Raw genomic sequence first — 18,569 nt, forward strand, 5'->3', positions numbered from 1 at the left:
TTGAGATTATTTAGTATAAAAGGATTTTATTACGCACTAGGAAAGAAGAGATTTTTAGAATTTATTGCATTTACAATTTTTCTTTTGTTTTTCTTTGGACCATTGATGAATGTAATTATGTTAGCTTTTTCAGATGAATATCAATATCCAAATTTCTTTCCATCTGCATTATCGTTGAAGTGGTGGCAGTTTGTTTTATCACAAGATAATCTTGTAAGTTCAATGATTTTGTCATTTGTAGTAGCTATTACGACAACATTAATATCAATAATAATATGTGTTCCCGCAGCCTATTCATTTGCAAGATTCAAATTCCCTTTTAGAAGACTGTTTCTTTTCTCGTTTCTAGTAACAAATGCTTTTCCTAAAATAGGTCTATATGTTACAATAGGCATACTATTTTATAAACTCAACCTTATGGGTACCTTTTTAGGGGTTATAATAATTCATTTAATAAATACAATGATGTATATGACATGGATACCTGCGGGTTCATTCAAAAATGTTCATAGACAACAAGAGGAAGCAGCAAGAGATATTGGTGCTTCACCATTTCAAACGTTTATGCATGTTACTCTTCCAATAGCAATGCCTGGTATATTAGTTGCTTCGATTTTTACATTTCTAGAATCATTGGAAGAAGCACAAGGAACTTTATTAGTCGGCGTACCTAATTATAAGACAATTCCAGTAGTCATGTATTCGGTAATATTTGATTATCCAGCGACAGCTGGAGCGGTATTTTCACTTATCCTTGTTATACCGACAATAATTCTTCTATTTATTCTTATCAAGTATTTTGGTACAAACATACTGGCAGAAGGGTTTAAAATAAAATAAGTTTTTTTGTTAAGATAATGGAGGAAAAAATAATGACAGAAATAAAAGGAAACGGTCCTAAACTTATACTAAAGGATATAACTAAAAAATACGAAAATGGTGATGGGGTAGAACATATAAATTTGGAAATTTACGAAGGTGAACTAGTTACTATCCTTGGTCCTTCTGGATGTGGTAAGACAACAATTTTAAGGATTATTGGTGGTTTTCTTGAGAATGACTCAGGAACTGTTATACTTGACAATATTGATATTGGGAAATATCCACCAGAAAAAAGACCTACTGCTATGGTGTTTCAGAATTATAATCTTTGGCCTCACATGACGGTTTTTGAAAATCTTGCATTTGGACTTCGTTTAAGAAAGCATACAAAACAGAGGATTAAAGAAGAGGTATCTAATGCATTGAGGCTTGTTAAAATGGAAGGCATGGAAAAGAAATATCCATCGCAATTATCTGGAGGTCAACAACAAAGGGTAGCAATTGCTAGAGCATTGCTAATTAAACCATCACTTCTTCTTTTAGATGAACCATTTTCAGCCCTTGATGCAAAAATAAGAGCACAGATGAGAGAAGAACTTAAAAGAATTCAGAATGAATTAAATATAACAGTTGTCTTTGTGACACATGATCAGGAAGAAGCTATGGCTATATCAGATAGGATTGTTGTTATGAATAAAGGCGTAATAGAGCAAATTGGCACGCCTGCGGAAGTTTATGACAAACCCGTAAATAAATTTGTAGCTGAGTTTATTGGTAGCATGAACTTTATTTCGGGCAATGATTCCAATGACATTATTGCAGTACGACCAGAAAACGTCAGCGTTAACAAGTATGGTGAAGGAGAAATTGATGGTAAAATTAGTACAATAATGGTGCTAGGACATTTTGTTGAAATGAATGTAGAAACTCAAAAGGGTATTATTAAGACCTTTTTACCAAGGGAAAATACAGAAACATATAAAATTGGCGATTATGTGAGTCTATCTATAGGAAGGCATTGTATTTATAAAAATAAATAATAATATAAAAAAGGAGGATAAATCATGATTAACAGAAAGATATTGTTAATTCTAATATCAATTTTTACAGCATTATCTATTTTAGTAAGCGGTTGTGGTTCAAAAAATACTGCGACGAATAATAATTCAAGTAGAAATACTAAGTCGACCATAAATCTTTATACAGGTGGTTCTGATAATGTACGTGCTACTTGGGAAGCAGTTTTAAAAGCATTTAAAGATAAAAATCCTGATATAGATGTAAAGTTGCAATATTTAGCATCAGGCACAGGCGGCGTAGGAGGTGTTGACAAGCTGATATCTGCAATAAAAGCAGGACAAAAAGAAACAGATATTGATATATTAGAAACAAGTGATAATGATTTAATAAGGATATTCAATGAAACTAGAAAAGACGCATTAACTACTCTTTCAACTGATAAGATTCCAAATATGAAGAATATTGTACAAAAGTCGACTATTAGCGGAGACAAGGCTATGGCTTTTCGTGGTACTACGGTATTACTAGCATATAATTCAGATAAAGTACAAAACCCCCCAAAAACTGCCGATGAATTGTATGATTGGATAAAAAAACATCCGGGAAGATTTGCATACAATGATCCTACAACAGGCGGTGCAGGTGATTCATTTTTAATAACTGCCATATATAATAAACTTCCTGAAGAAGCATTGACTTCAGATGATAAAAAGTGGGAAGACCAATGGAAACCGGGATTTGATCTTCTAAAAGAATTACATCCATTTATGTATAAAGCATCCGGAAAAGTACAGTATCCGAAGAAGAATCAGGGGACACTTGATTTGCTTGCCAATGGGGAAGTAGATATGATTCCAGCATGGGCAGATATGACTCTTGATCAAAAATCACGCGGATTGCTACCTAAATCAATAAAATTAGCACAAATTGACCCTCCTTTTACAGGTGGAATTCAAACACTTGTTATTCCAAGCATGTCTAAAAATAAAGAAGCTGCATACAAATTACTCAATTTTGTAGCATCACCTGAAGGGCAAAAGATTTTCGTAGAAAAGATGAAAGCCATTCCAGTAATAAAAACGTCATTACTCTCTAAAGATACACTTGATATGCTTTCTGGTCTTGATATTAAAAAATTGAGGACATATACCATAGGTGCGCTCGATGGTGAAGCACAGAAGAAATGGCAAAGCGAGATTGCTACACTTAATTAAGAATCCATTTATTAAAAACATCGTGTCGGCATTTAATGTCGACTCGATGTTTTGTAAAAAGAAGGTGGTTTAATTTGAAAAAGAATATTGTTAATAAATTTATTGGAATAGGACTCGTTTTACCATCAATTTTTATCATAATCGTTGTAATTACAATACCCATTATTCAATCAGTATTGCTAAGTTTTCAGTCAAAAGATGGAAAATATTCTTTAGAAAATTATGTTCATTTATTCTCTGATAGAAGTTCAGTAAATAATATAATATATACTTTGAATATTGTCATAATTACAGTTATTTTTACAATAATCTTCGCATATCTGATGGCTATGTATTTAAGATTTTGTAAAAGTTGGTTTTCAAATGCAATAGGTAAACTTTACTTAATTCCAAAGTTTATTCCCGGAATTGTCGCAGTATATGCTATGATGGGAGTTATTAATGATGCGGGTGCTATTAACAGGCTTTTACTTATATTCGGTATTCATTTTAAACCAAGTTTAATGTATACTCCACAAGGAATTATACTAATGAATTTATGGTTTAATATTCCATTTGCTACAATAATAATCAGTGCAGCACTATCTAGCATTCCAAATTCTATAATTGAAAGTGCCAGAGATGTTGGCGCAAGTAAAGTAGAAATATTTAGAAGAATAATATTACCTTTAACCGCGAAATCTGCTTTAGTCGCAATCACATTTGTATTTATGAGCAATGTAGGATCATTTACAACACCATTTTTGATGGGATCAAATTCACCTATTATGCTAGGTGTATCACTATATCAGGAATTTGGTGCATTTTATAATTTACAAAAAGCAGCAGCGATATCTGTCTTCATGTTTATTATTTGCTCGATAGTTGGTGCTTTTTATATATATTCAATAATGAAAGAAGATAAATGGAATATCCAAGAGTAATTTACAGTTTAAAATCTTATTAAATATAAGGATGATGATTATGTTAAAAGAGATGATGAAACACGAATATCCAGATCTAATAAAAAAACTTGTAAAAAGTGAAACGTGGGATAAATTGGAAGATATGGATATTTGCGATTTGAGTATATTGATAAATAATTTATTAGCGTTATCATATCCTAATGATCCCGCTCCGTTGGTGAGAATAGGAGAAGCATTTCATATAAAAAAGGATTTACTCAAGGCTGGTTTGTATTATAAAAAAGTATTAGAGATGGAACCGGCAAAAGTGCCAAATGAGTATGATATTAACATGATGCTTAAATATGCTCCTATTCTTTATACAACAAAAAATGAATATTTTAATCTTAAAGATATAATTGCTATACACCATCCAGAAAAACCTTTAATAGCATATCATTTATTCTGGGATGATGACTATAATTACCCGGATGATTATGAACCATGTGACCATGAAGAAATTTGGGTATCATATGATGTTAAGACAAAGCTTGTTGATGGAGTTTGGACTTTTTATCATAGTCATATACTATCATCACAAGAAGCTATTGATAAAGCAAATAGAGATGAAGGACATCCAAGTATTTATATTGAATGGGGGATACATGGTTCAATAATTGATGGATGGGAAAACATCATTATAAATGATATGGGCATCAAATTATCCGATTTTCTTAAAAATACATATCGCGATTTATCAAATGGTGGAAGAATGAAAAAACATCCGATAAAACAAAGATGGCCGGAATGTTTTAAAGGCAGTTTTGAAGATTATACAACTTTTAATAAGCCAATATATACTTACGATTATTTAAAGAATAAAAAAATGTATATTAAATATAGGTGGTCTAATCCAATAATTCAACAATATTTTCTTCCATACAATTTTGCGCCAAAATATGATTGGCCATTTTAAATTTATAAATTAAATATGTTTAAAAACAAAACTATGTTAGGTGATATAACGATGAATTTAATTTATAAAACTGAATCAATTGTGACACCTTTATGTATTAAAACTCATATAACCTATAAATTGTATTTACCTATGGTGTGTAAGAAATTGATTATTGAATTTTCTTATAATCCAAAAGAGTTGGATAACGCGGAAGAAAGTATGAAAATTATTAAAAAAGCATTAAAGAATTATGTGAATGAAGAAGATATGGTTTATTATAAAGAGAATCTAGGAAATTATCTACCATTAAAAAATTTGATTACCCTGTCATTTGATGATAAAAATGGATTTAGAGGATGTGCACATCGGCAAGATAATGTACAGAAATTATTTATATCTAATAAAAGTGCGTCACCGGGATTAATTCAAGGCTCAATACCGGCTGGATATTTTTTTATAACGCTGAGTTTACATGCTATAGTTACGGATTTTTGCAAATATAAATTGTTTATTTGGGAAGGTAATGATGAATTTGAATGAATGGGTTCCTTTTGAATTACATACACATACAATTCATAGCGATGGTAAACTAAGTCTTATAGAGCTTGCTGAGTATATAAAAAGATTAGGGTTAAATGGATTTGCACTAACTGATCATAACACTAATTCTGGGTTTAAAGAAATTAAAGAAACTGAATCTAAAAGTGGTATTTCAATAATTCGTGGTATAGAATTAACGACATTTTTTGGTCATATGCTTGTACTTGGAATTAATCATTATGTTGACTGGAGAGATTTAACCGCATCAAATCTTATAAGTAGAATAAAGGAAATACATAGTGAAGATGGTATCGTAGGAATTGCACATCCATTCCGTCCTGGTTTTCCAATGTGTACGGGGTGCTATTGGAAATATGTAATTGATAATTGGTCCGAGATTGATTATTTAGAGGTCTGGTCGAGGACTTTCCCTTCTAATAAAAGAGATAATTTGAGGGCTTTTAGATTATGGACAGATTTACTTAACCAAGGATATAAAATTACTGCTGTATCTGGTTTAGATTTACATTATTATGAATCAAAAAATGATCCGATTGCGTCAACATATATTAAGAATTCGGGAAACGAACTAAGAAATGGAGAAAAAATAATAGAATCTTTACGGAATGGTTCTGTAATTGTGTCAATGGGACCTTTACTGACATTTAATATTTTTTCGATTAATCAAAATATGGAATGGTGTATTGGTGATATAGTATATTTATTAAATGATAGCGAGAGACTTGGGATTAAAATCAATATTGATCTGTCTGTTAAGACAAATCACTGGGAAATTGAATATGATTCATTAAAAGTTAAATTAAATAGTAATTTAGGTTATTTAAATGAAAATAAAATTAAAAATAGAAGTGGAGAACTTATTTATGAATTAGATATACCTAGAAAGTTATTATGGATGCGAGCAGAATTATTTGGTATTATGTATGGAACGCATGTTATGATTGCATTTACTAATCCAATATATTTTAAATTTAAAATTTAAAGATGAATTTAGCCAAAAATATCAGATATAATAAAAATAAGCTATATGGGCGTTTAGATGAAACAATAGTAATAGTATAAGAGTTTTGTGTAACTTTTTTTAGTAACCAAATTATTGTCTAAAAAAGTAATTAATTGATAATATTGATAGTAAATTTAAGATATCAAAATATTATGACATATTTATATTCATAACCGGCATGATTACTATATGCTATATGAAGCCGGTTTATGAATTTACACGATTATATTAATCTTGTAATTGCACTTTCTTTACCTCTAACATAAAAACCTATAATCTCACGATAGCCTTTTTCATCAATCCCAATGGCAACGTATATTACTACACTATGTTATTGTAATTATTCTGTAATATTGATAGAATATAATTGAACATGCCTAAGAAATATAAGAGCTAGCGTGGGATATTGTATTAATCAGTAAATAATGTATAGTGTTTTTATGTGGTTAGTCGATGAAGGAAAGCTATACTTATGTAGAAAGTAAATAATGGAATTATATATATTTTATATTCGAGAAAGAGGGGATCTCGATGCCAAAGCCACTAAATAGCAACAGTAGATATATGGCAGGGCTTGATGGGCTTCGTGCAATAGCGGTACTTGCTGTTATTGGATATCATTTGAATCTAAGCTTTATGCAAGGTGGATTTCTTGGAGTCAGTATATTTTTCGTGTTATCAGGTTATTTAATTACAAATTTATTGACAGTTGAATGGGAAAAAAGTAATAAGATAGATTTGAAGAATTTCTGGATAAGAAGAGCTCGTCGTTTATTTCCAGCTCTTTTTATAATGATAGTATTAGTTGTTAGCTGGGTGACACTGTTTGACAGTGAAAGACTTTCCTCAATAAAAGGCGATGCATTAACAAGCATTTTATATATCAACAATTGGTGGCTTATTTTCCACAAGGTATCGTACTTCGCAAAGTTTGGCCCGCCTTCTACATTCGGCAATTTGTGGTCGCTGGCTGTTGAAGGGCAATTTTACGTAGTTTGGCCATTTTTATTTATAATCGGATTTAGATATATTAAGAAAAAAACAACTATTTTGTGGACAACAATATTTCTCGCTATAGCATCTGCTATTGAAATGGCTTTGATATACCAACCTGGATTAGACCCAAGCCGCGTTTATTACGGTACAGATACCCGTGCATTTGGATTATTAATAGGTTCTACACTTGCATTAATTTGGCCAAGCGGGAAGCTTTCAAACAATATATCAAAGCATGCTATACTTGCTATTGATGTGATTGGATCTATTTCACTATTATCCATTTTTATAATGTTTGTTGTTATAAACCAATATGATACATTCTTATATAGGGGTGGTATGTTTATATTATCAATAGCTGCAGCAATAACTATTGCAGCAGTTGCACATCCGGCAAGCCGACTTGGTAAAGTATTAGGTTGTTTGCCACTGAGATGGCTTGGTGCAAGGTCATATGGTGTTTATCTTTGGTACTTCCCCATACTGATTTTGACAAGCCCATTGGTAAATACCAATGGAATAAATGTTGTCCATGCTATAATTCAGGTAGTATTTATTATACTAATAGCTGCCATATCATGGAAATATATAGAAGATCCTATAAGACACGGTGCACTTAAAAATATATGGCACCAGCTTATGTCACTTAAACAAAATAAGAAAAGGTGGACTTTATTACCAATAAAAACATGGGTAATAATGTTAACAGCGGTATTTACTATTGGAGTATTTATAATAGGAATGACCGGAATAGCACCTACCGCTGCAACTACATCAGCTTTAGGTAAAGGAAAAACCATACATATTAATCAGAGCAATACTTCCAGTGTTGCAAGCAAAAATATTGATGAAAATACAGCACATACTGTGCCAAGTCTACCTGATAATAAAAGAGATGTTAAAGTTAATCCATATAATGGTGGGAAAACAGATTCACAGAACAATAATGGAGGAAATAATGAGTCTATAAATGTAATTGAAGGTAAGCAAGAAGTTAAAGCACAAGATGGCAAAGGCATAACAGTTATTGGCGATTCTATTTTGATTGATACCGAACCATATTTAAAAGAATTACTGCCAGGTATTGTTATTGATGGCAAAGTTGGACGGCAACTGTACCAAGCAGTGGATGTCGTAAAGAACTTGAAAGCAAAGGGAGAATTAGGCAATACATTGATAATCGAACTTGGTACAAATGGCCCATTTACAGAAGATCAGCTGCTATCTTTGCTTAAATCGGCGGAACCAGTTAAACAGATAATATTAGTGAATGTACGTGTTCCTCGACCATGGGAAAGCATAGTAAATGCTACATTATCAAAAGTAGCTTCAAAATATCCACATACAGCAATAGTTGATTGGTATAGTGCTAGTGCAGGACATGATTCATTTTTCTCAAAGGATGCTGTCCATCTACAGCCATCTGGAGCAAGATATTTTGCTTCACTTATAGTAAAGACCATAAATGAAAATAAATAGGCAATTGGGACAAAATATAGGATATATGTAATAATAAGACGAAGAGAAATATAGCTTATTTTTACAGCTGTAAAAAATATAGAAAAAATATAACCATTTGAAAAAGCCGCTATTAAAAGCGGCTTTAACTTTAGTTTTCTAAAACTTTTCTAATCTCATTTAATTTAACTGAATCTTTATGTTTCATATAGATATAAAATGGTATGCCACACATAAGCATTATAAATCCATACATTACCGTCTCTGCACCAGATCCATATATTGTCCAGATTGCATAAACAAACCCAAGAAGCGGTACGAAAGAATTTTTTATGAAGTTAAATACATTTATTTTCTCTTCTCTTTTTATAAGAAGCATAATCTCGGCCGCAGCCGTAAATGCATATACTGGTAAGAAAGAAAGTGTAGCAAGCAATATTATGAATGTAAATGCAGATACTAACGACTTTGTATAATTCATGAACAGCAATATGTTAACTAAAATAGACCCGACAATTAATGATATATGTGGGGTTTTATATTTAGGATGTATTCCTGCAAAGATTTCCGGAAATAATCCGTCTTTGCCTGCAGCATATGCAACACGAGCCGTCGAAAGAAGCCAACCTACTGTTGTCCCAAGTACGCTTATGACAGAACCTATAATGACAATATTTGTTATACTTCGGCCTAAAAATTGCTTCAATATGTCCGCAATCGGTGATGCACTTTTGGCAAGTTCTGATTGTGGCATTGCACCCATTGCAAAGAAGTTAATTGCAAGGTACATTATTACTGCTATCAATATGCCAAATATAGTGCTTAATTTGACATTTCTTTCAGGATTTTTAATTTCCTCTGCTGTTATTGAAGCTGATTCAAGTCCTACAAATGCCCATAATGTCGATGTAGCAGCAGCCGAAAGTGTACCAATACCTTTTCCTGCCGGGAATAAAGGCATTATATTTCCTGGCTTAAAATGAACAGCAGAAACAACAATAAAAAATAAGAACAAGCAAATCTCAAATATTGTAATTGTTGTTTGTGTCGAACCTGCTCTTTTTACACCTATTATGTTTATAATTGTAAAAATCCATAAAATTGCACTTGTGTATAAAAATGCTGCCAGATGACTTTGCGATAAAATCGGGAATAATGCACTCGAATAGCTAGCAACAGCTATGACGACAGCGGCATTACCTATCCATGAACCATTCCAGTAAAGCCATGCATTGATAAAACCGATAAAATCCCCAAAGGCTAACTTTGAATACTCATAGGGCCCTCCTGCCTTTGGAATCCTTGAACCGAGATTTGCGAAAGAAAGTGCAAGAAAAATTGAACCGATACCTGTAATTAACCATGCGAGTATTGTTGATCCTGGTCCGGACTTTGATGCCAATGTTGCCGGAAGCATAAATATACCGGAACCCATCATATTGCCCGTAACTAATGCTGTTGCGATAAATAAACCAATATCTTTTTTCAGCTTTTGCGATTTATCCATTATGTATGATTCCTTTCTTTGACATATTAACATTATAAAATTAACATACTAGATTAAAAAAGTCAATGAATAAATTAACGTTTACTAGTACTTACAAACAAAGAATGAAGTTGTAAATCCTTCATTACAAAGTAAGTTTAAATAAAAAAGCATATTTATATAATGTATAAAAATACAAAACAGTAAGTTTTTATTTAATTCTATTGATGTCATATGGAGTTTCCTGATATACATAATAATTAAGCCAATTAGAAAAAAGCAGATTTGCATGGCTTCTCCATTTAACTAAAGGTTCTCTCTCGGGGTTATCTCCCGGGAAATAATGCTTGGGTATATTGATAGCTATTCCCTTTTTTATATCTCTTTCATATTCTGCTTTAAGTGTCAATGGATCATATTCTGAATGGCCTGTAACAAATATTTGTCTACCACCTTTTGACCCTATTATATATAGTCCTGCTTCATCTGATTCCGCAAGTATATCGAGGTCATTGACCAATTCGACATCTTCTTTTCGTACTTCGGTGTACCTTGAATGTGGTGCATAGAATTCGTCATCAAAACCCCTAAGCAAATCGACATTTTTTTTGACAATCCGATGTAAGAAAACACCAAACATTTTCTCTTTTAAGGGGTATTTGGGAATTCCGTAATGGTAATACAAACCTGCTTGTGCACCCCAACATATATGAAATGTCGAATAAACATTATGTTTACTCCACTCCATTATTTCTTTTAATTCTTGCCAATAATCGACATCTTCAAATTCCAATGTTTCGACAGGTGCACCTGTTATTATGAGGCCGTCAAATTTTTCACAGTTGACATCGTCAAATGTCTTATAAAATGTTTTAAGGTATTCTGGTGAGGTATTTTTTGATTTATGTGACGCCGTATATAGCAATACTATATCAATTTGCAGTGGATTATTGCTCAATAATCTTAATAATTGCGTTTCTGTAACACTTTTTGTTGGCATTAAATTAAGTATTGCAATTTTAAGCGGGCGTATGTCCTGATGAATTGCTCTTTCTTCACCCATAACAAATATGTTTTCGTCTGCGAGAATTTTTATTGCAGGTAGTTTATCAGGTATTTTTATTGGCAATTTTATCACCTCCGGTTTTATACATTAAAAATGCCTCTTTGAGAAGAGGCGCGAAAATTCACATCTTCTCATCTTCCAAAGCAAATTGCTTTGCTGGAATTAGCACCATTTTCAGAAAAAGCTGACGGTTGCCGGGTTTCATCGGGCCAGTCCCTCCACCACTCTGGATGAGATATTTCATTATCAATTTAAAATATTAAATTAATTATATATTTGTTATGCTTTTATGTCAATAAAAATATAAGCCTACGTCTCATCTTTTGTAGATATACCAACGAGATCGTAGAAAAAGCAATGGCCTAAAAAACCTTCCATTGCCCAACAAAGGCCCATTATGCCCATGAGTTTACCTGTCTGTGTTTTTCTCTTAAAAAGCCCTAATGCAGCAATAGCGCTGCCAGCTGCTATTCTTATTGCCCTATCATATGGTCCAACATTTTGTTTAAGTAACATTTGTAACCCTCCAATTACTCTTTAATTTGTGTATTTACATATATCTCAATATTTGTGTTAATTATAATGTACTTTACTTTTAGAATAATTTTTTTATTCTCTATCGACAAAATACGACCTTCAAATATATTAAAAATTAAATCAGGATCGACTTTATCGATTTGCTTTCCATATACATCTTTAAGCTTGCTTTTTATGTATTTTTCCACTTCTATTTTAATTTTATTATTACTGCTATTAACACGCGGTGTAATATCTGTTACTACTTTATATGATTGACTTTTTAAAGATTCATTTAATTTATCGATTTTTTCATGTAACATTAAATTATTCATTTTATATGATTCTTTTTCAAAAGTGATTTTTTCTATTAATATACCATTTATAAAATTAACGATTGCACCACCAATGATTATACCAATAAGTAAAACACTAAAAGATTTAGCATATTTTTTCATTTGATTTCACCTATTAAAAAAGATATGATTTTAAACCCAGTAAATGACCCTAAAAAGGCACCTAAGAGTATTAACCCTTGTTTTGCAAGTTGTGTAAATTCACCGCTTAATCCTATTTCAAGACCTCTTATTGTTGTAAAAGAACCGCCAAGACCGACAAGTATACCCCAAAGCCTTATATCTTTTAATATAGAATTTATTATTTTAACAGGTGATTCAAATATAAATATAGATGAGAGAGATCCTATTATTGTACCACCGATTACAACGCCAAGTGATGTGAAATACGGGATGCAAAAGACCCTTATTATTTTTATTAACATAAAACCACCTCATATATTTATATGCATTAAAAATATTTAAATATCTATTATGATTCATATTTGAATTACTCAACTTTGCAATTATAATAATTATAGAGGTGAATTAAATGTATGATACGATAATAATTGGCAGTGGCCCTTCCGGTTCAACACTGGCTAGAAAATTATCAAAAGATGGCTATAAAGTATTATTAATAGAAAAGCACAGTTTGCCGAGGTATAAGGCTTGTGGTGGTGGCATAACATCAAGATGTTATAAATTGTTAGATTTAGATATAAGAAATTATATTGAAGATATTACTTATAAGATTTTATTTATATTTGATAACAATAAATCTATTTGTTTAAAGACAGATAAACCAATTATATATCAGATCGATAGAATTAAATTTGACAAATACCTTGTCGATAAAGCCGTTGAATGTGGATGCAAAGTACATGATGATGAAAGATTTTTGGATTTTTATAAAACTGATAAAGGCATTGTTGTAAAAACCGACAAAAGTGAATATGAAGCAAAAGTTTTGGTAGGCGCGGATGGGATTAATAGCAATGTTGCATATAAAGCTAATTTAAAAAATGGGAATAAGGGCATAGCACTTGAAGCCGAGGTATACACAGAAAAGGAAAATATTGAAGAAAAAAAGGGAGAAGTAATAGTTGATTTCAGTGTAATTAAATGTGGCTACGGTTGGATATTTCCTAAAAGCGACAGACTATCTATTGGCGTAGGAACTTTTTTGAATAAATCAGCTGATATAAAGGAAAAGCTTAATAATTTACTTACAAAGAATATGATAGGTAATAACGCTGAAATTAAAGTATATGGACATCAATTATCTTTTCCAGATGGTAATGAAGGAATCTATAATAGCGACAAAATAATCTTAATAGGTGATGCTACAGGACTTGCAGATCCATTTACGGGTGAAGGTATATATAATGCAATACTTACGGCTAATATATCATATGATGTTATTAATAAATATTTAAATAAAAAATGCGAACTTGACGAATATACTGAAAGAATAAAAAAGGAAGTTATACCAGATATTAAATGGGCATACAGATTATCATTATTTGCCTATAACAATATGCCATTCATACAAAAAGCAATTAGATTCTTTCCAAATGTATTATCATACTTTATAGATATAATAATGGGGGATGATAATTATATTAATTTTAAAACAAAAGTGCCTTTATACGCTGTCCATCTTAAGCAATCTAAGACAAAAACTAAGGTGATAGCGAAAAGTATGATTAAATCATCTATGCAATATGAAGACATATGAAAGATGAAAATTATATCCCTATTGGTCAAGATGAGCCAAAGCCAGTAAAAGCTGGTGAATATGCCTATGTCGACGATGCAAATGATATAATATGCAGGCTTGAAATAAGGCAGGTGGAAAAAACTAAAGTTACATTAGATACAAAGAATTGCTTTTATATACTTCAAGGTAATAGGGCTACAAGCAAAGAATATTTGGAAGAAGCGGCAAATAGATTAATAAATCTTACAAAGAGGTTTCTTGGTGGTAAGGAACATATTTTGTATATTCCGAGATAAAATCTGGTGAGGTTTGGGTTATAAAAATTATGACGAAATATTTATGTTCCAAAACAGGTTGGATATAGTCTGTCTTCCTAACAAAATAGTTGTGTCTTTTGTAGGAGATAATAATTCAAATGTCGATGATATAATATATTGACATTTGGAGATAATTAAACTAAACTTAGTATAGGGGATACCCCTAATAAGTATATGAAAGGAGATTATGCTATGAGTTTATTTGGACCAAAAGGTGAAACAACTACAATAGACGTAAAAGGCATGTCATGCAACCATTGTAAAATGTCTGTTGAAAAAGCATTAAAAGAGCTTGACGGCGTATCAAAAGCGACGGTCGACCTTGAAAAGGCTAATGTCACTGTGACATATGATCCAAAAAAAGTTACTATAGATGATATGAAAAAAGCAATTGTTGATGTAGGCTATGAAGTATAGCAATAAATTTTAAAGGGGCGTATCCTATATGTTTAATTGGGTAGAAAAGTTCTTAAAGAAGCTCGAAAAGGCAAATAAAGAAACATTTAAAGGTGAAGTACCCGACTGCTGCAAATTAAATAATGATAAGAAAATTAAAAAATAGTGGCCGCTGATGCGGTTATTTTTTTACATAAAATATATAATAAAAATGATAAAATATTATTTACAAATATGTTAAATTGCTATATAATATAAATACATAAATTCATAGCGGAATACTAGAATATAAAAAGGAGAGGATATAATGTCAAAGATAGCAAAAAGCCTTACAGATCTAATTGGAAATACACCATTACTTGAATTAACAAACTACAATAAAGAGAATAATCTGGAGGCTAAGCTAATTGCTAAATTAGAGTACTTCAATCCATTAAGCAGTGTAAAGGATAGAATAGGATATGCAATGATTAAAGATGCAGAAGAAAAAGGATTGATAAATAAAGATACTGTCATTATTGAACCTACCAGTGGTAACACAGGTATTGCTTTGGCATTTGTTGCAGCAGCAAAGAGATATAGGTTAATCTTGACAATGCCTGAAACAATGAGTGTAGAAAGAAGAAATTTACTTAAAGCACTTGGGGCAGAAATTGTATTAACACCAGGTCCTGAAGGAATGTCAGGTGCTGTAAAGAAAGCTGAAGAATTGGCAAAAGAGTATGGAAACTCATTTATACCACAGCAATTTAAAAACCCGGTAAACCCGGAGATACATAGGAAGACTACTGCTGAGGAAATATGGAGAGATACAGATGGAGAAGTTGATATATTTGTCGCAGGTGTTGGTACCGGTGGTACGATCACAGGTATAGGTGAAGTTTTAAAACAGAGGAAACCTGATGTAAAGATTATTGCAGTAGAGCCATTTGGTTCACCTGTATTATCAGGTGGGAAGCCAGGACCCCATAAGATACAGGGTATCGGCGCAGGCTTTGTACCGGATGTATTAAATAGAGATATAATTGATGAAGTTTTTCAAGTAAAAAATGATGAAGCTTTTGAGACATCAAGGACACTTGCAAAGACTGAAGGGCTTTTAGTAGGTATTTCGTCAGGTGCGGCTGTATTTGCAGCAACACAAATCGCTAAAAGACCAGAGAACAAAGGCAAAACAATAATAGCTCTGTTACCAGATACAGGTGAAAGGTATCTATCAACGACATTATTCCAAGATTAGTGTAAAAAACTTTAACGTAATTTGTTTTGTAATTTATAGGGGCTTTGTATTTCAAGCCCCTAATTTTTTATATATTAATTATTATATCTTGTACTCAATCAAAGAGTTAAAATATTTTTATAAGCATTACAAAATATTAAGATTGACACTACTTAAACAATGTGTTAAATTATACAAAAGAAATTCACAAATTCATATCAGTTTACTATGAATTTAAGGAAGGGATAATATGATTTCAAGTGATGATTTAGTAAAGACATTAAAAGATGGTGGATTCATTAAACAAAAGCAAAAAGATTACTACTCAATAAGAATAAGAGTGGTCGCCGGCAATATTACCGCTGAACAGATGAGAAAAGTATCTGAACTTGCTGAAAAATACGGTAGGGGATATGTTACCTTTACAGTAAGGCTCGGAATAGAGATTCCATGGGTTCACTATTCCAAATTACAAGAGGTAAAAGAAGAAGTTGAGAGAATTGGACTTGCAATGGCTGGTTGTGGACCGAGAGTAAGACCGATTGTAGCCTGCAAAGGTACTATTTGCCCATATGGATTAATTGATACGCAAGGTTTAGCAAAAAAACTCGATGACGAGTTCTTTCCAACACCTGGTTTCCCTCATAAATTTAAGATGGGAATTTCAGGTTGCCCTAATAATTGTACGAAGCCTCAATTTAATGATATCGGATTTCAAGGGCAGGTAGAGCCTGAACTTAATGAGGATTTATGCACAGGTTGCGGACTATGCGCAGATGTCTGTGACGTGAAAGCAATTATGATTAAAGACAATTTAGCCAGAAGAGATGATGATAAATGTATTTATTGCGGTTCATGCATTAGAGTGTGCCCAATGGATGCATGGAAGAGAAAAAGAAACGGCGTAGCAGTTTTTGTGGGCGGCAAGTTTGGCAAAAAGTACAACTTTGGGTACCATATTGCAGACCTTGTTGATGTAGAAAAAATACCAAACATTATTGAGAAAACAATGAATTTTTACAAAAGCAATGGGATCAGCAAAGAAAGGCTTTATGACACAATAAATAGAATTGGACTTGAAAATTTCAAAAAAGAAATTTTAGAAGATGAAAATATAAAGTGAGGAGTGTAACTATGAATATCAAAGTAAATGGCAATGATCAAAAAATTGACAGAGAGTATACTGTAAAGGAATTGTTAGATGTATTAAATGTTAAAATGAAAGAATATGTAACGGTTCAGCTTAACGATGAAATATTGTCAAGAGATGATTTTGATAAAATAATTGTAAAAGACGGAGATACAGTTGAATTCCTTTATTACATGGGAGGAGGAAGTAGATGAATTTTTCTAATGAACAGTTAGAAAGGTATTCACGTCATATTATATTAAAAGAAGTTGGTGCAAATGGGCAGCAAAAAATATTAAATTCAAAGGTTTTGATAGTAGGGACAGGTGGCCTTGGAGCGCCAGCAGCTATGTACCTTGCGGCAGCAGGTGTTGGAACTATAGGATTAGTAGATTATGATAAGGTGGATTTATCAAACCTTCAAAGACAAATAATTCATAGAACAAAGGACATTGGCAAAGATAAAGTTATATCTGGTAAAGAGACAATCAACGAGATGAATCCTGATGTAAATGTAATAACATATCATGAATGGATAAGCTCTAAAAACATAATTGATATCATAAATGATAAAGATTACGACTTTATAATTGATGGTACGGATAATTTCCCGGCAAAATTTTTAATAAATGATGCTTGTGTGCTTATAAAGAAACCTTTCTCACATGCCGGAATAATAAGATTTGAAGGTCAAACAATGACATATGTACCTGGTGAAGGACCGTGCTATAGATGTGTTTTTCAAGATCCGCCGCCGAAGGATGCCGTTCCTACATGTAAACAGGCAGGAGTGCTTGGAGTCATGGGTGGGATAATTGGTACGATTCAGGCAACAGAAGCATTAAAATATATACTTGGAGTTGGTGAACTTTTAAAAGGCTATTTATTGACATTTGATGCGTTAAAAATGGAATTCAGGAAAATAAAAATATCAAAGAGAAAGAGCTGTCAAGTTTGTGGTGTCCATCCTTCAATAAAAGAGTTGATAGATTATGCAGGGCCGCAGTGCGATCTTAAGGAGGATCATAAATGATAATACTGTCAAGGAATGATTATGAAAAAATATTAAATCATGCAAAGAAAGAAAGTCCTATTGAAGCATGTGGCTTACTTGCAGGAATAGTAGATGGTGAAAAGAAATTTGTTAAGGAAGTTCGTTTACTGACTAATATAGATAGAAGTCCTGAACACTTTTCAATGGATCCGAAAGAACAATTTGAGGCTTTGAAGCATTTCAGACAAAACAAATTTACGCTTATCGGGAATTTCCACAGTCATCCTCAATCACCTGCAAGACCTTCTGAAGAAGACAAAAGATTGGCATTTGATAGTAAACTCAGCTATTTAATATTGTCACTGATGGACAAAGAAAACCCTGTCTTAAAGAGTTTCATAATTGAGGATGGGAATAGCTATGAAGAAGATATTTTAATTGAAGATTAAAAATTTTGGAAAGGAAGTATAGT

General features: G+C 32.1%; 23 protein-coding genes and 1 riboswitch. Of the genes, 17 read left to right on the top strand and 6 right to left on the bottom strand.

The window, feature by feature from the left end; all coding sequences use genetic code 11:
- From CPG45_RS11855 to CPG45_RS11885, 7 genes are all read left to right on the top strand, one after another.
- Complete coding sequence (locus tag CPG45_RS11855; protein ID WP_197702804.1) at positions 1-840, top strand: ABC transporter permease; 840 nt, start codon at positions 1-3, stop codon at positions 838-840.
- A gap of 32 nt (positions 841-872) precedes the next feature.
- The gene (locus CPG45_RS11860; protein ID WP_096232143.1) at positions 873-1,862 is read left to right on the top strand and encodes an ABC transporter ATP-binding protein; all 990 of its coding nucleotides are present in this window, start codon (positions 873-875) and stop codon (positions 1,860-1,862) included.
- A 24-nt stretch (positions 1,863-1,886) separates the two neighbouring features.
- The gene (locus CPG45_RS11865) at positions 1,887-3,056 is read left to right on the top strand and encodes an extracellular solute-binding protein (protein ID WP_096232144.1); all 1,170 of its coding nucleotides are present in this window, start codon (positions 1,887-1,889) and stop codon (positions 3,054-3,056) included.
- A gap of 74 nt (positions 3,057-3,130) precedes the next feature.
- Positions 3,131-3,979 (top strand): ABC transporter permease, encoded by an 849-nt coding sequence (locus CPG45_RS11870; RefSeq protein WP_197702805.1) that lies wholly within the window; start codon positions 3,131-3,133, stop codon positions 3,977-3,979.
- A gap of 40 nt (positions 3,980-4,019) precedes the next feature.
- A complete protein-coding gene (locus tag CPG45_RS11875; protein ID WP_096232146.1) occupies positions 4,020-4,916 on the top strand; it encodes a hypothetical protein in 897 nt (298 codons plus the stop codon).
- A 51-nt stretch (positions 4,917-4,967) separates the two neighbouring features.
- Positions 4,968-5,438 (top strand): hypothetical protein, encoded by a 471-nt coding sequence (locus tag CPG45_RS11880; protein ID WP_096232147.1) that lies wholly within the window; start codon positions 4,968-4,970, stop codon positions 5,436-5,438.
- A complete protein-coding gene (locus CPG45_RS11885; protein WP_157732394.1) occupies positions 5,425-6,441 on the top strand; it encodes a CehA/McbA family metallohydrolase in 1,017 nt (338 codons plus the stop codon). Before CPG45_RS11880 ends, CPG45_RS11885 begins: the two co-directional genes overlap by 14 nt.
- Before the next feature lie 244 nt (positions 6,442-6,685).
- Here the strand turns inward: CPG45_RS11885 and CPG45_RS18240 are convergent, their stop codons facing one another.
- Complete coding sequence (locus CPG45_RS18240; protein ID WP_157732446.1) at positions 6,686-6,781, bottom strand: transposase; 96 nt, start codon at positions 6,779-6,781, stop codon at positions 6,686-6,688.
- A 212-nt stretch (positions 6,782-6,993) separates the two neighbouring features.
- On the opposite strand from CPG45_RS18240, the gene CPG45_RS11890 reads away from it, so the two are divergent.
- The gene (locus CPG45_RS11890; protein WP_096232149.1) at positions 6,994-8,937 is read left to right on the top strand and encodes an acyltransferase family protein; all 1,944 of its coding nucleotides are present in this window, start codon (positions 6,994-6,996) and stop codon (positions 8,935-8,937) included.
- Positions 8,938-9,067: 130 nt separating this feature from the next.
- Here the strand turns inward: CPG45_RS11890 and CPG45_RS11895 are convergent, their stop codons facing one another.
- From CPG45_RS11895 to CPG45_RS11915, 5 genes are all read right to left on the bottom strand, one after another.
- Entirely contained in the window at positions 9,068-10,423 is a 1,356-nt protein-coding gene (locus CPG45_RS11895) for an APC family permease (RefSeq protein WP_096232150.1), read from the bottom strand.
- 190 nt (positions 10,424-10,613) lie between these two features.
- The gene (gene metA / locus CPG45_RS11900; protein ID WP_096232151.1) at positions 10,614-11,531 is read right to left on the bottom strand and encodes a homoserine O-acetyltransferase MetA; all 918 of its coding nucleotides are present in this window, start codon (positions 11,529-11,531) and stop codon (positions 10,614-10,616) included.
- Between the two features lie 65 nt (positions 11,532-11,596).
- Positions 11,597-11,705: riboswitch (SAM riboswitch) on the bottom strand.
- Positions 11,706-11,777: 72 nt separating this feature from the next.
- A complete protein-coding gene (locus CPG45_RS11905; protein ID WP_096232152.1) occupies positions 11,778-11,984 on the bottom strand; it encodes a YgaP family membrane protein in 207 nt (68 codons plus the stop codon).
- Positions 11,985-11,998: 14 nt separating this feature from the next.
- The gene (locus tag CPG45_RS11910; protein WP_096232153.1) at positions 11,999-12,442 is read right to left on the bottom strand and encodes a sporulation membrane protein YtrI; all 444 of its coding nucleotides are present in this window, start codon (positions 12,440-12,442) and stop codon (positions 11,999-12,001) included.
- A complete protein-coding gene (locus CPG45_RS11915) occupies positions 12,439-12,765 on the bottom strand; it encodes a YtrH family sporulation protein (protein WP_096232154.1) in 327 nt (108 codons plus the stop codon). The genes CPG45_RS11910 and CPG45_RS11915 overlap by 4 nt, the downstream gene beginning before the upstream one ends.
- A gap of 107 nt (positions 12,766-12,872) precedes the next feature.
- Here CPG45_RS11915 and CPG45_RS11920 point away from each other — a divergent pair, with 107 nt between their 5' ends.
- From CPG45_RS11920 to CPG45_RS11955, 9 genes are all read left to right on the top strand, one after another.
- Entirely contained in the window at positions 12,873-14,060 is a 1,188-nt protein-coding gene (locus tag CPG45_RS11920; protein ID WP_096232155.1) for a geranylgeranyl reductase family protein, read from the top strand.
- On the top strand, positions 14,057-14,338 hold the full coding sequence (locus CPG45_RS11925) for a hypothetical protein (protein ID WP_096232156.1): 282 nt from the start codon (positions 14,057-14,059) through the stop codon (positions 14,336-14,338). The genes CPG45_RS11920 and CPG45_RS11925 overlap by 4 nt, the downstream gene beginning before the upstream one ends.
- Before the next feature lie 213 nt (positions 14,339-14,551).
- Positions 14,552-14,776, top strand: coding sequence for a copper chaperone CopZ (gene copZ / locus CPG45_RS11930; RefSeq protein WP_096232157.1), 225 nt, complete (start codon positions 14,552-14,554; stop codon positions 14,774-14,776).
- Between the two features lie 28 nt (positions 14,777-14,804).
- Positions 14,805-14,921 carry an LDCC motif putative metal-binding protein gene (locus CPG45_RS17925; protein WP_255405059.1) on the top strand — a complete coding sequence of 39 codons (117 nt, stop codon included), beginning with the start codon at positions 14,805-14,807 and terminating at the stop codon, positions 14,919-14,921.
- A 141-nt stretch (positions 14,922-15,062) separates the two neighbouring features.
- Entirely contained in the window at positions 15,063-15,995 is a 933-nt protein-coding gene (gene cysK, locus CPG45_RS11935) for a cysteine synthase A (protein WP_096232158.1), read from the top strand.
- Positions 15,996-16,224: 229 nt separating this feature from the next.
- Complete coding sequence (locus CPG45_RS11940; protein WP_096232159.1) at positions 16,225-17,097, top strand: ferredoxin-like domain-containing protein; 873 nt, start codon at positions 16,225-16,227, stop codon at positions 17,095-17,097.
- Positions 17,098-17,108: 11 nt separating this feature from the next.
- Positions 17,109-17,318: a sulfur carrier protein ThiS gene (thiS, locus tag CPG45_RS11945; RefSeq protein ID WP_013298069.1), complete on the top strand. Its 210-nt coding sequence runs from the start codon at positions 17,109-17,111 to the stop codon at positions 17,316-17,318.
- The gene (locus CPG45_RS11950) at positions 17,315-18,136 is read left to right on the top strand and encodes a HesA/MoeB/ThiF family protein (protein ID WP_096232160.1); all 822 of its coding nucleotides are present in this window, start codon (positions 17,315-17,317) and stop codon (positions 18,134-18,136) included. The genes thiS and CPG45_RS11950 overlap by 4 nt, the downstream gene beginning before the upstream one ends.
- Positions 18,133-18,546, top strand: a complete 414-nt coding sequence (locus CPG45_RS11955; protein WP_096232161.1) for a M67 family metallopeptidase — start codon at positions 18,133-18,135, stop codon at positions 18,544-18,546. The genes CPG45_RS11950 and CPG45_RS11955 overlap by 4 nt, the downstream gene beginning before the upstream one ends.
- Positions 18,547-18,569 lie beyond the last annotated feature (23 nt).

Origin of the sequence: Thermoanaerobacterium sp. RBIITD (genome assembly GCF_900205865.1) — a bacterium.
GTDB lineage: Bacteria > Bacillota > Thermoanaerobacteria > Thermoanaerobacterales > Thermoanaerobacteraceae > Thermoanaerobacterium.

Excerpts from the sequence above, each read along its gene's own strand:
- CPG45_RS11860 (WP_096232143.1), top strand. The coding sequence starts at position 873 with ATGACAGAAATAAAAGGAAACGGTCCTAAACTTATACTAAAGGATATA.
- CPG45_RS11865 (WP_096232144.1), top strand. The coding sequence starts at position 1,887 with ATGATTAACAGAAAGATATTGTTAATTCTAATATCAATTTTTACAGCA.
- CPG45_RS11875 (WP_096232146.1), top strand. The coding sequence starts at position 4,020 with ATGTTAAAAGAGATGATGAAACACGAATATCCAGATCTAATAAAAAAA.
- CPG45_RS11880 (WP_096232147.1), top strand. The coding sequence starts at position 4,968 with ATGAATTTAATTTATAAAACTGAATCAATTGTGACACCTTTATGTATT.
- CPG45_RS11885 (WP_157732394.1), top strand. The coding sequence starts at position 5,425 with ATGAATTTGAATGAATGGGTTCCTTTTGAATTACATACACATACAATT.
- CPG45_RS11890 (WP_096232149.1), top strand. The coding sequence starts at position 6,994 with ATGCCAAAGCCACTAAATAGCAACAGTAGATATATGGCAGGGCTTGAT.
- CPG45_RS11895 (WP_096232150.1), bottom strand. The coding sequence starts at position 10,423 with ATGGATAAATCGCAAAAGCTGAAAAAAGATATTGGTTTATTTATCGCA.
- CPG45_RS11905 (WP_096232152.1), bottom strand. The coding sequence starts at position 11,984 with ATGTTACTTAAACAAAATGTTGGACCATATGATAGGGCAATAAGAATA.
- CPG45_RS11910 (WP_096232153.1), bottom strand. The coding sequence starts at position 12,442 with ATGAAAAAATATGCTAAATCTTTTAGTGTTTTACTTATTGGTATAATC.
- CPG45_RS11915 (WP_096232154.1), bottom strand. The coding sequence starts at position 12,765 with ATGTTAATAAAAATAATAAGGGTCTTTTGCATCCCGTATTTCACATCA.
- CPG45_RS11920 (WP_096232155.1), top strand. The coding sequence starts at position 12,873 with ATGTATGATACGATAATAATTGGCAGTGGCCCTTCCGGTTCAACACTG.
- CPG45_RS11925 (WP_096232156.1), top strand. The coding sequence starts at position 14,057 with ATGAAAGATGAAAATTATATCCCTATTGGTCAAGATGAGCCAAAGCCA.
- copZ (WP_096232157.1), top strand. The coding sequence starts at position 14,552 with ATGAGTTTATTTGGACCAAAAGGTGAAACAACTACAATAGACGTAAAA.
- CPG45_RS17925 (WP_255405059.1), top strand. The coding sequence starts at position 14,805 with ATGTTTAATTGGGTAGAAAAGTTCTTAAAGAAGCTCGAAAAGGCAAAT.
- cysK (WP_096232158.1), top strand. The coding sequence starts at position 15,063 with ATGTCAAAGATAGCAAAAAGCCTTACAGATCTAATTGGAAATACACCA.
- CPG45_RS11940 (WP_096232159.1), top strand. The coding sequence starts at position 16,225 with ATGATTTCAAGTGATGATTTAGTAAAGACATTAAAAGATGGTGGATTC.
- thiS (WP_013298069.1), top strand. The coding sequence starts at position 17,109 with ATGAATATCAAAGTAAATGGCAATGATCAAAAAATTGACAGAGAGTAT.
- CPG45_RS11950 (WP_096232160.1), top strand. The coding sequence starts at position 17,315 with ATGAATTTTTCTAATGAACAGTTAGAAAGGTATTCACGTCATATTATA.
- CPG45_RS11955 (WP_096232161.1), top strand. The coding sequence starts at position 18,133 with ATGATAATACTGTCAAGGAATGATTATGAAAAAATATTAAATCATGCA.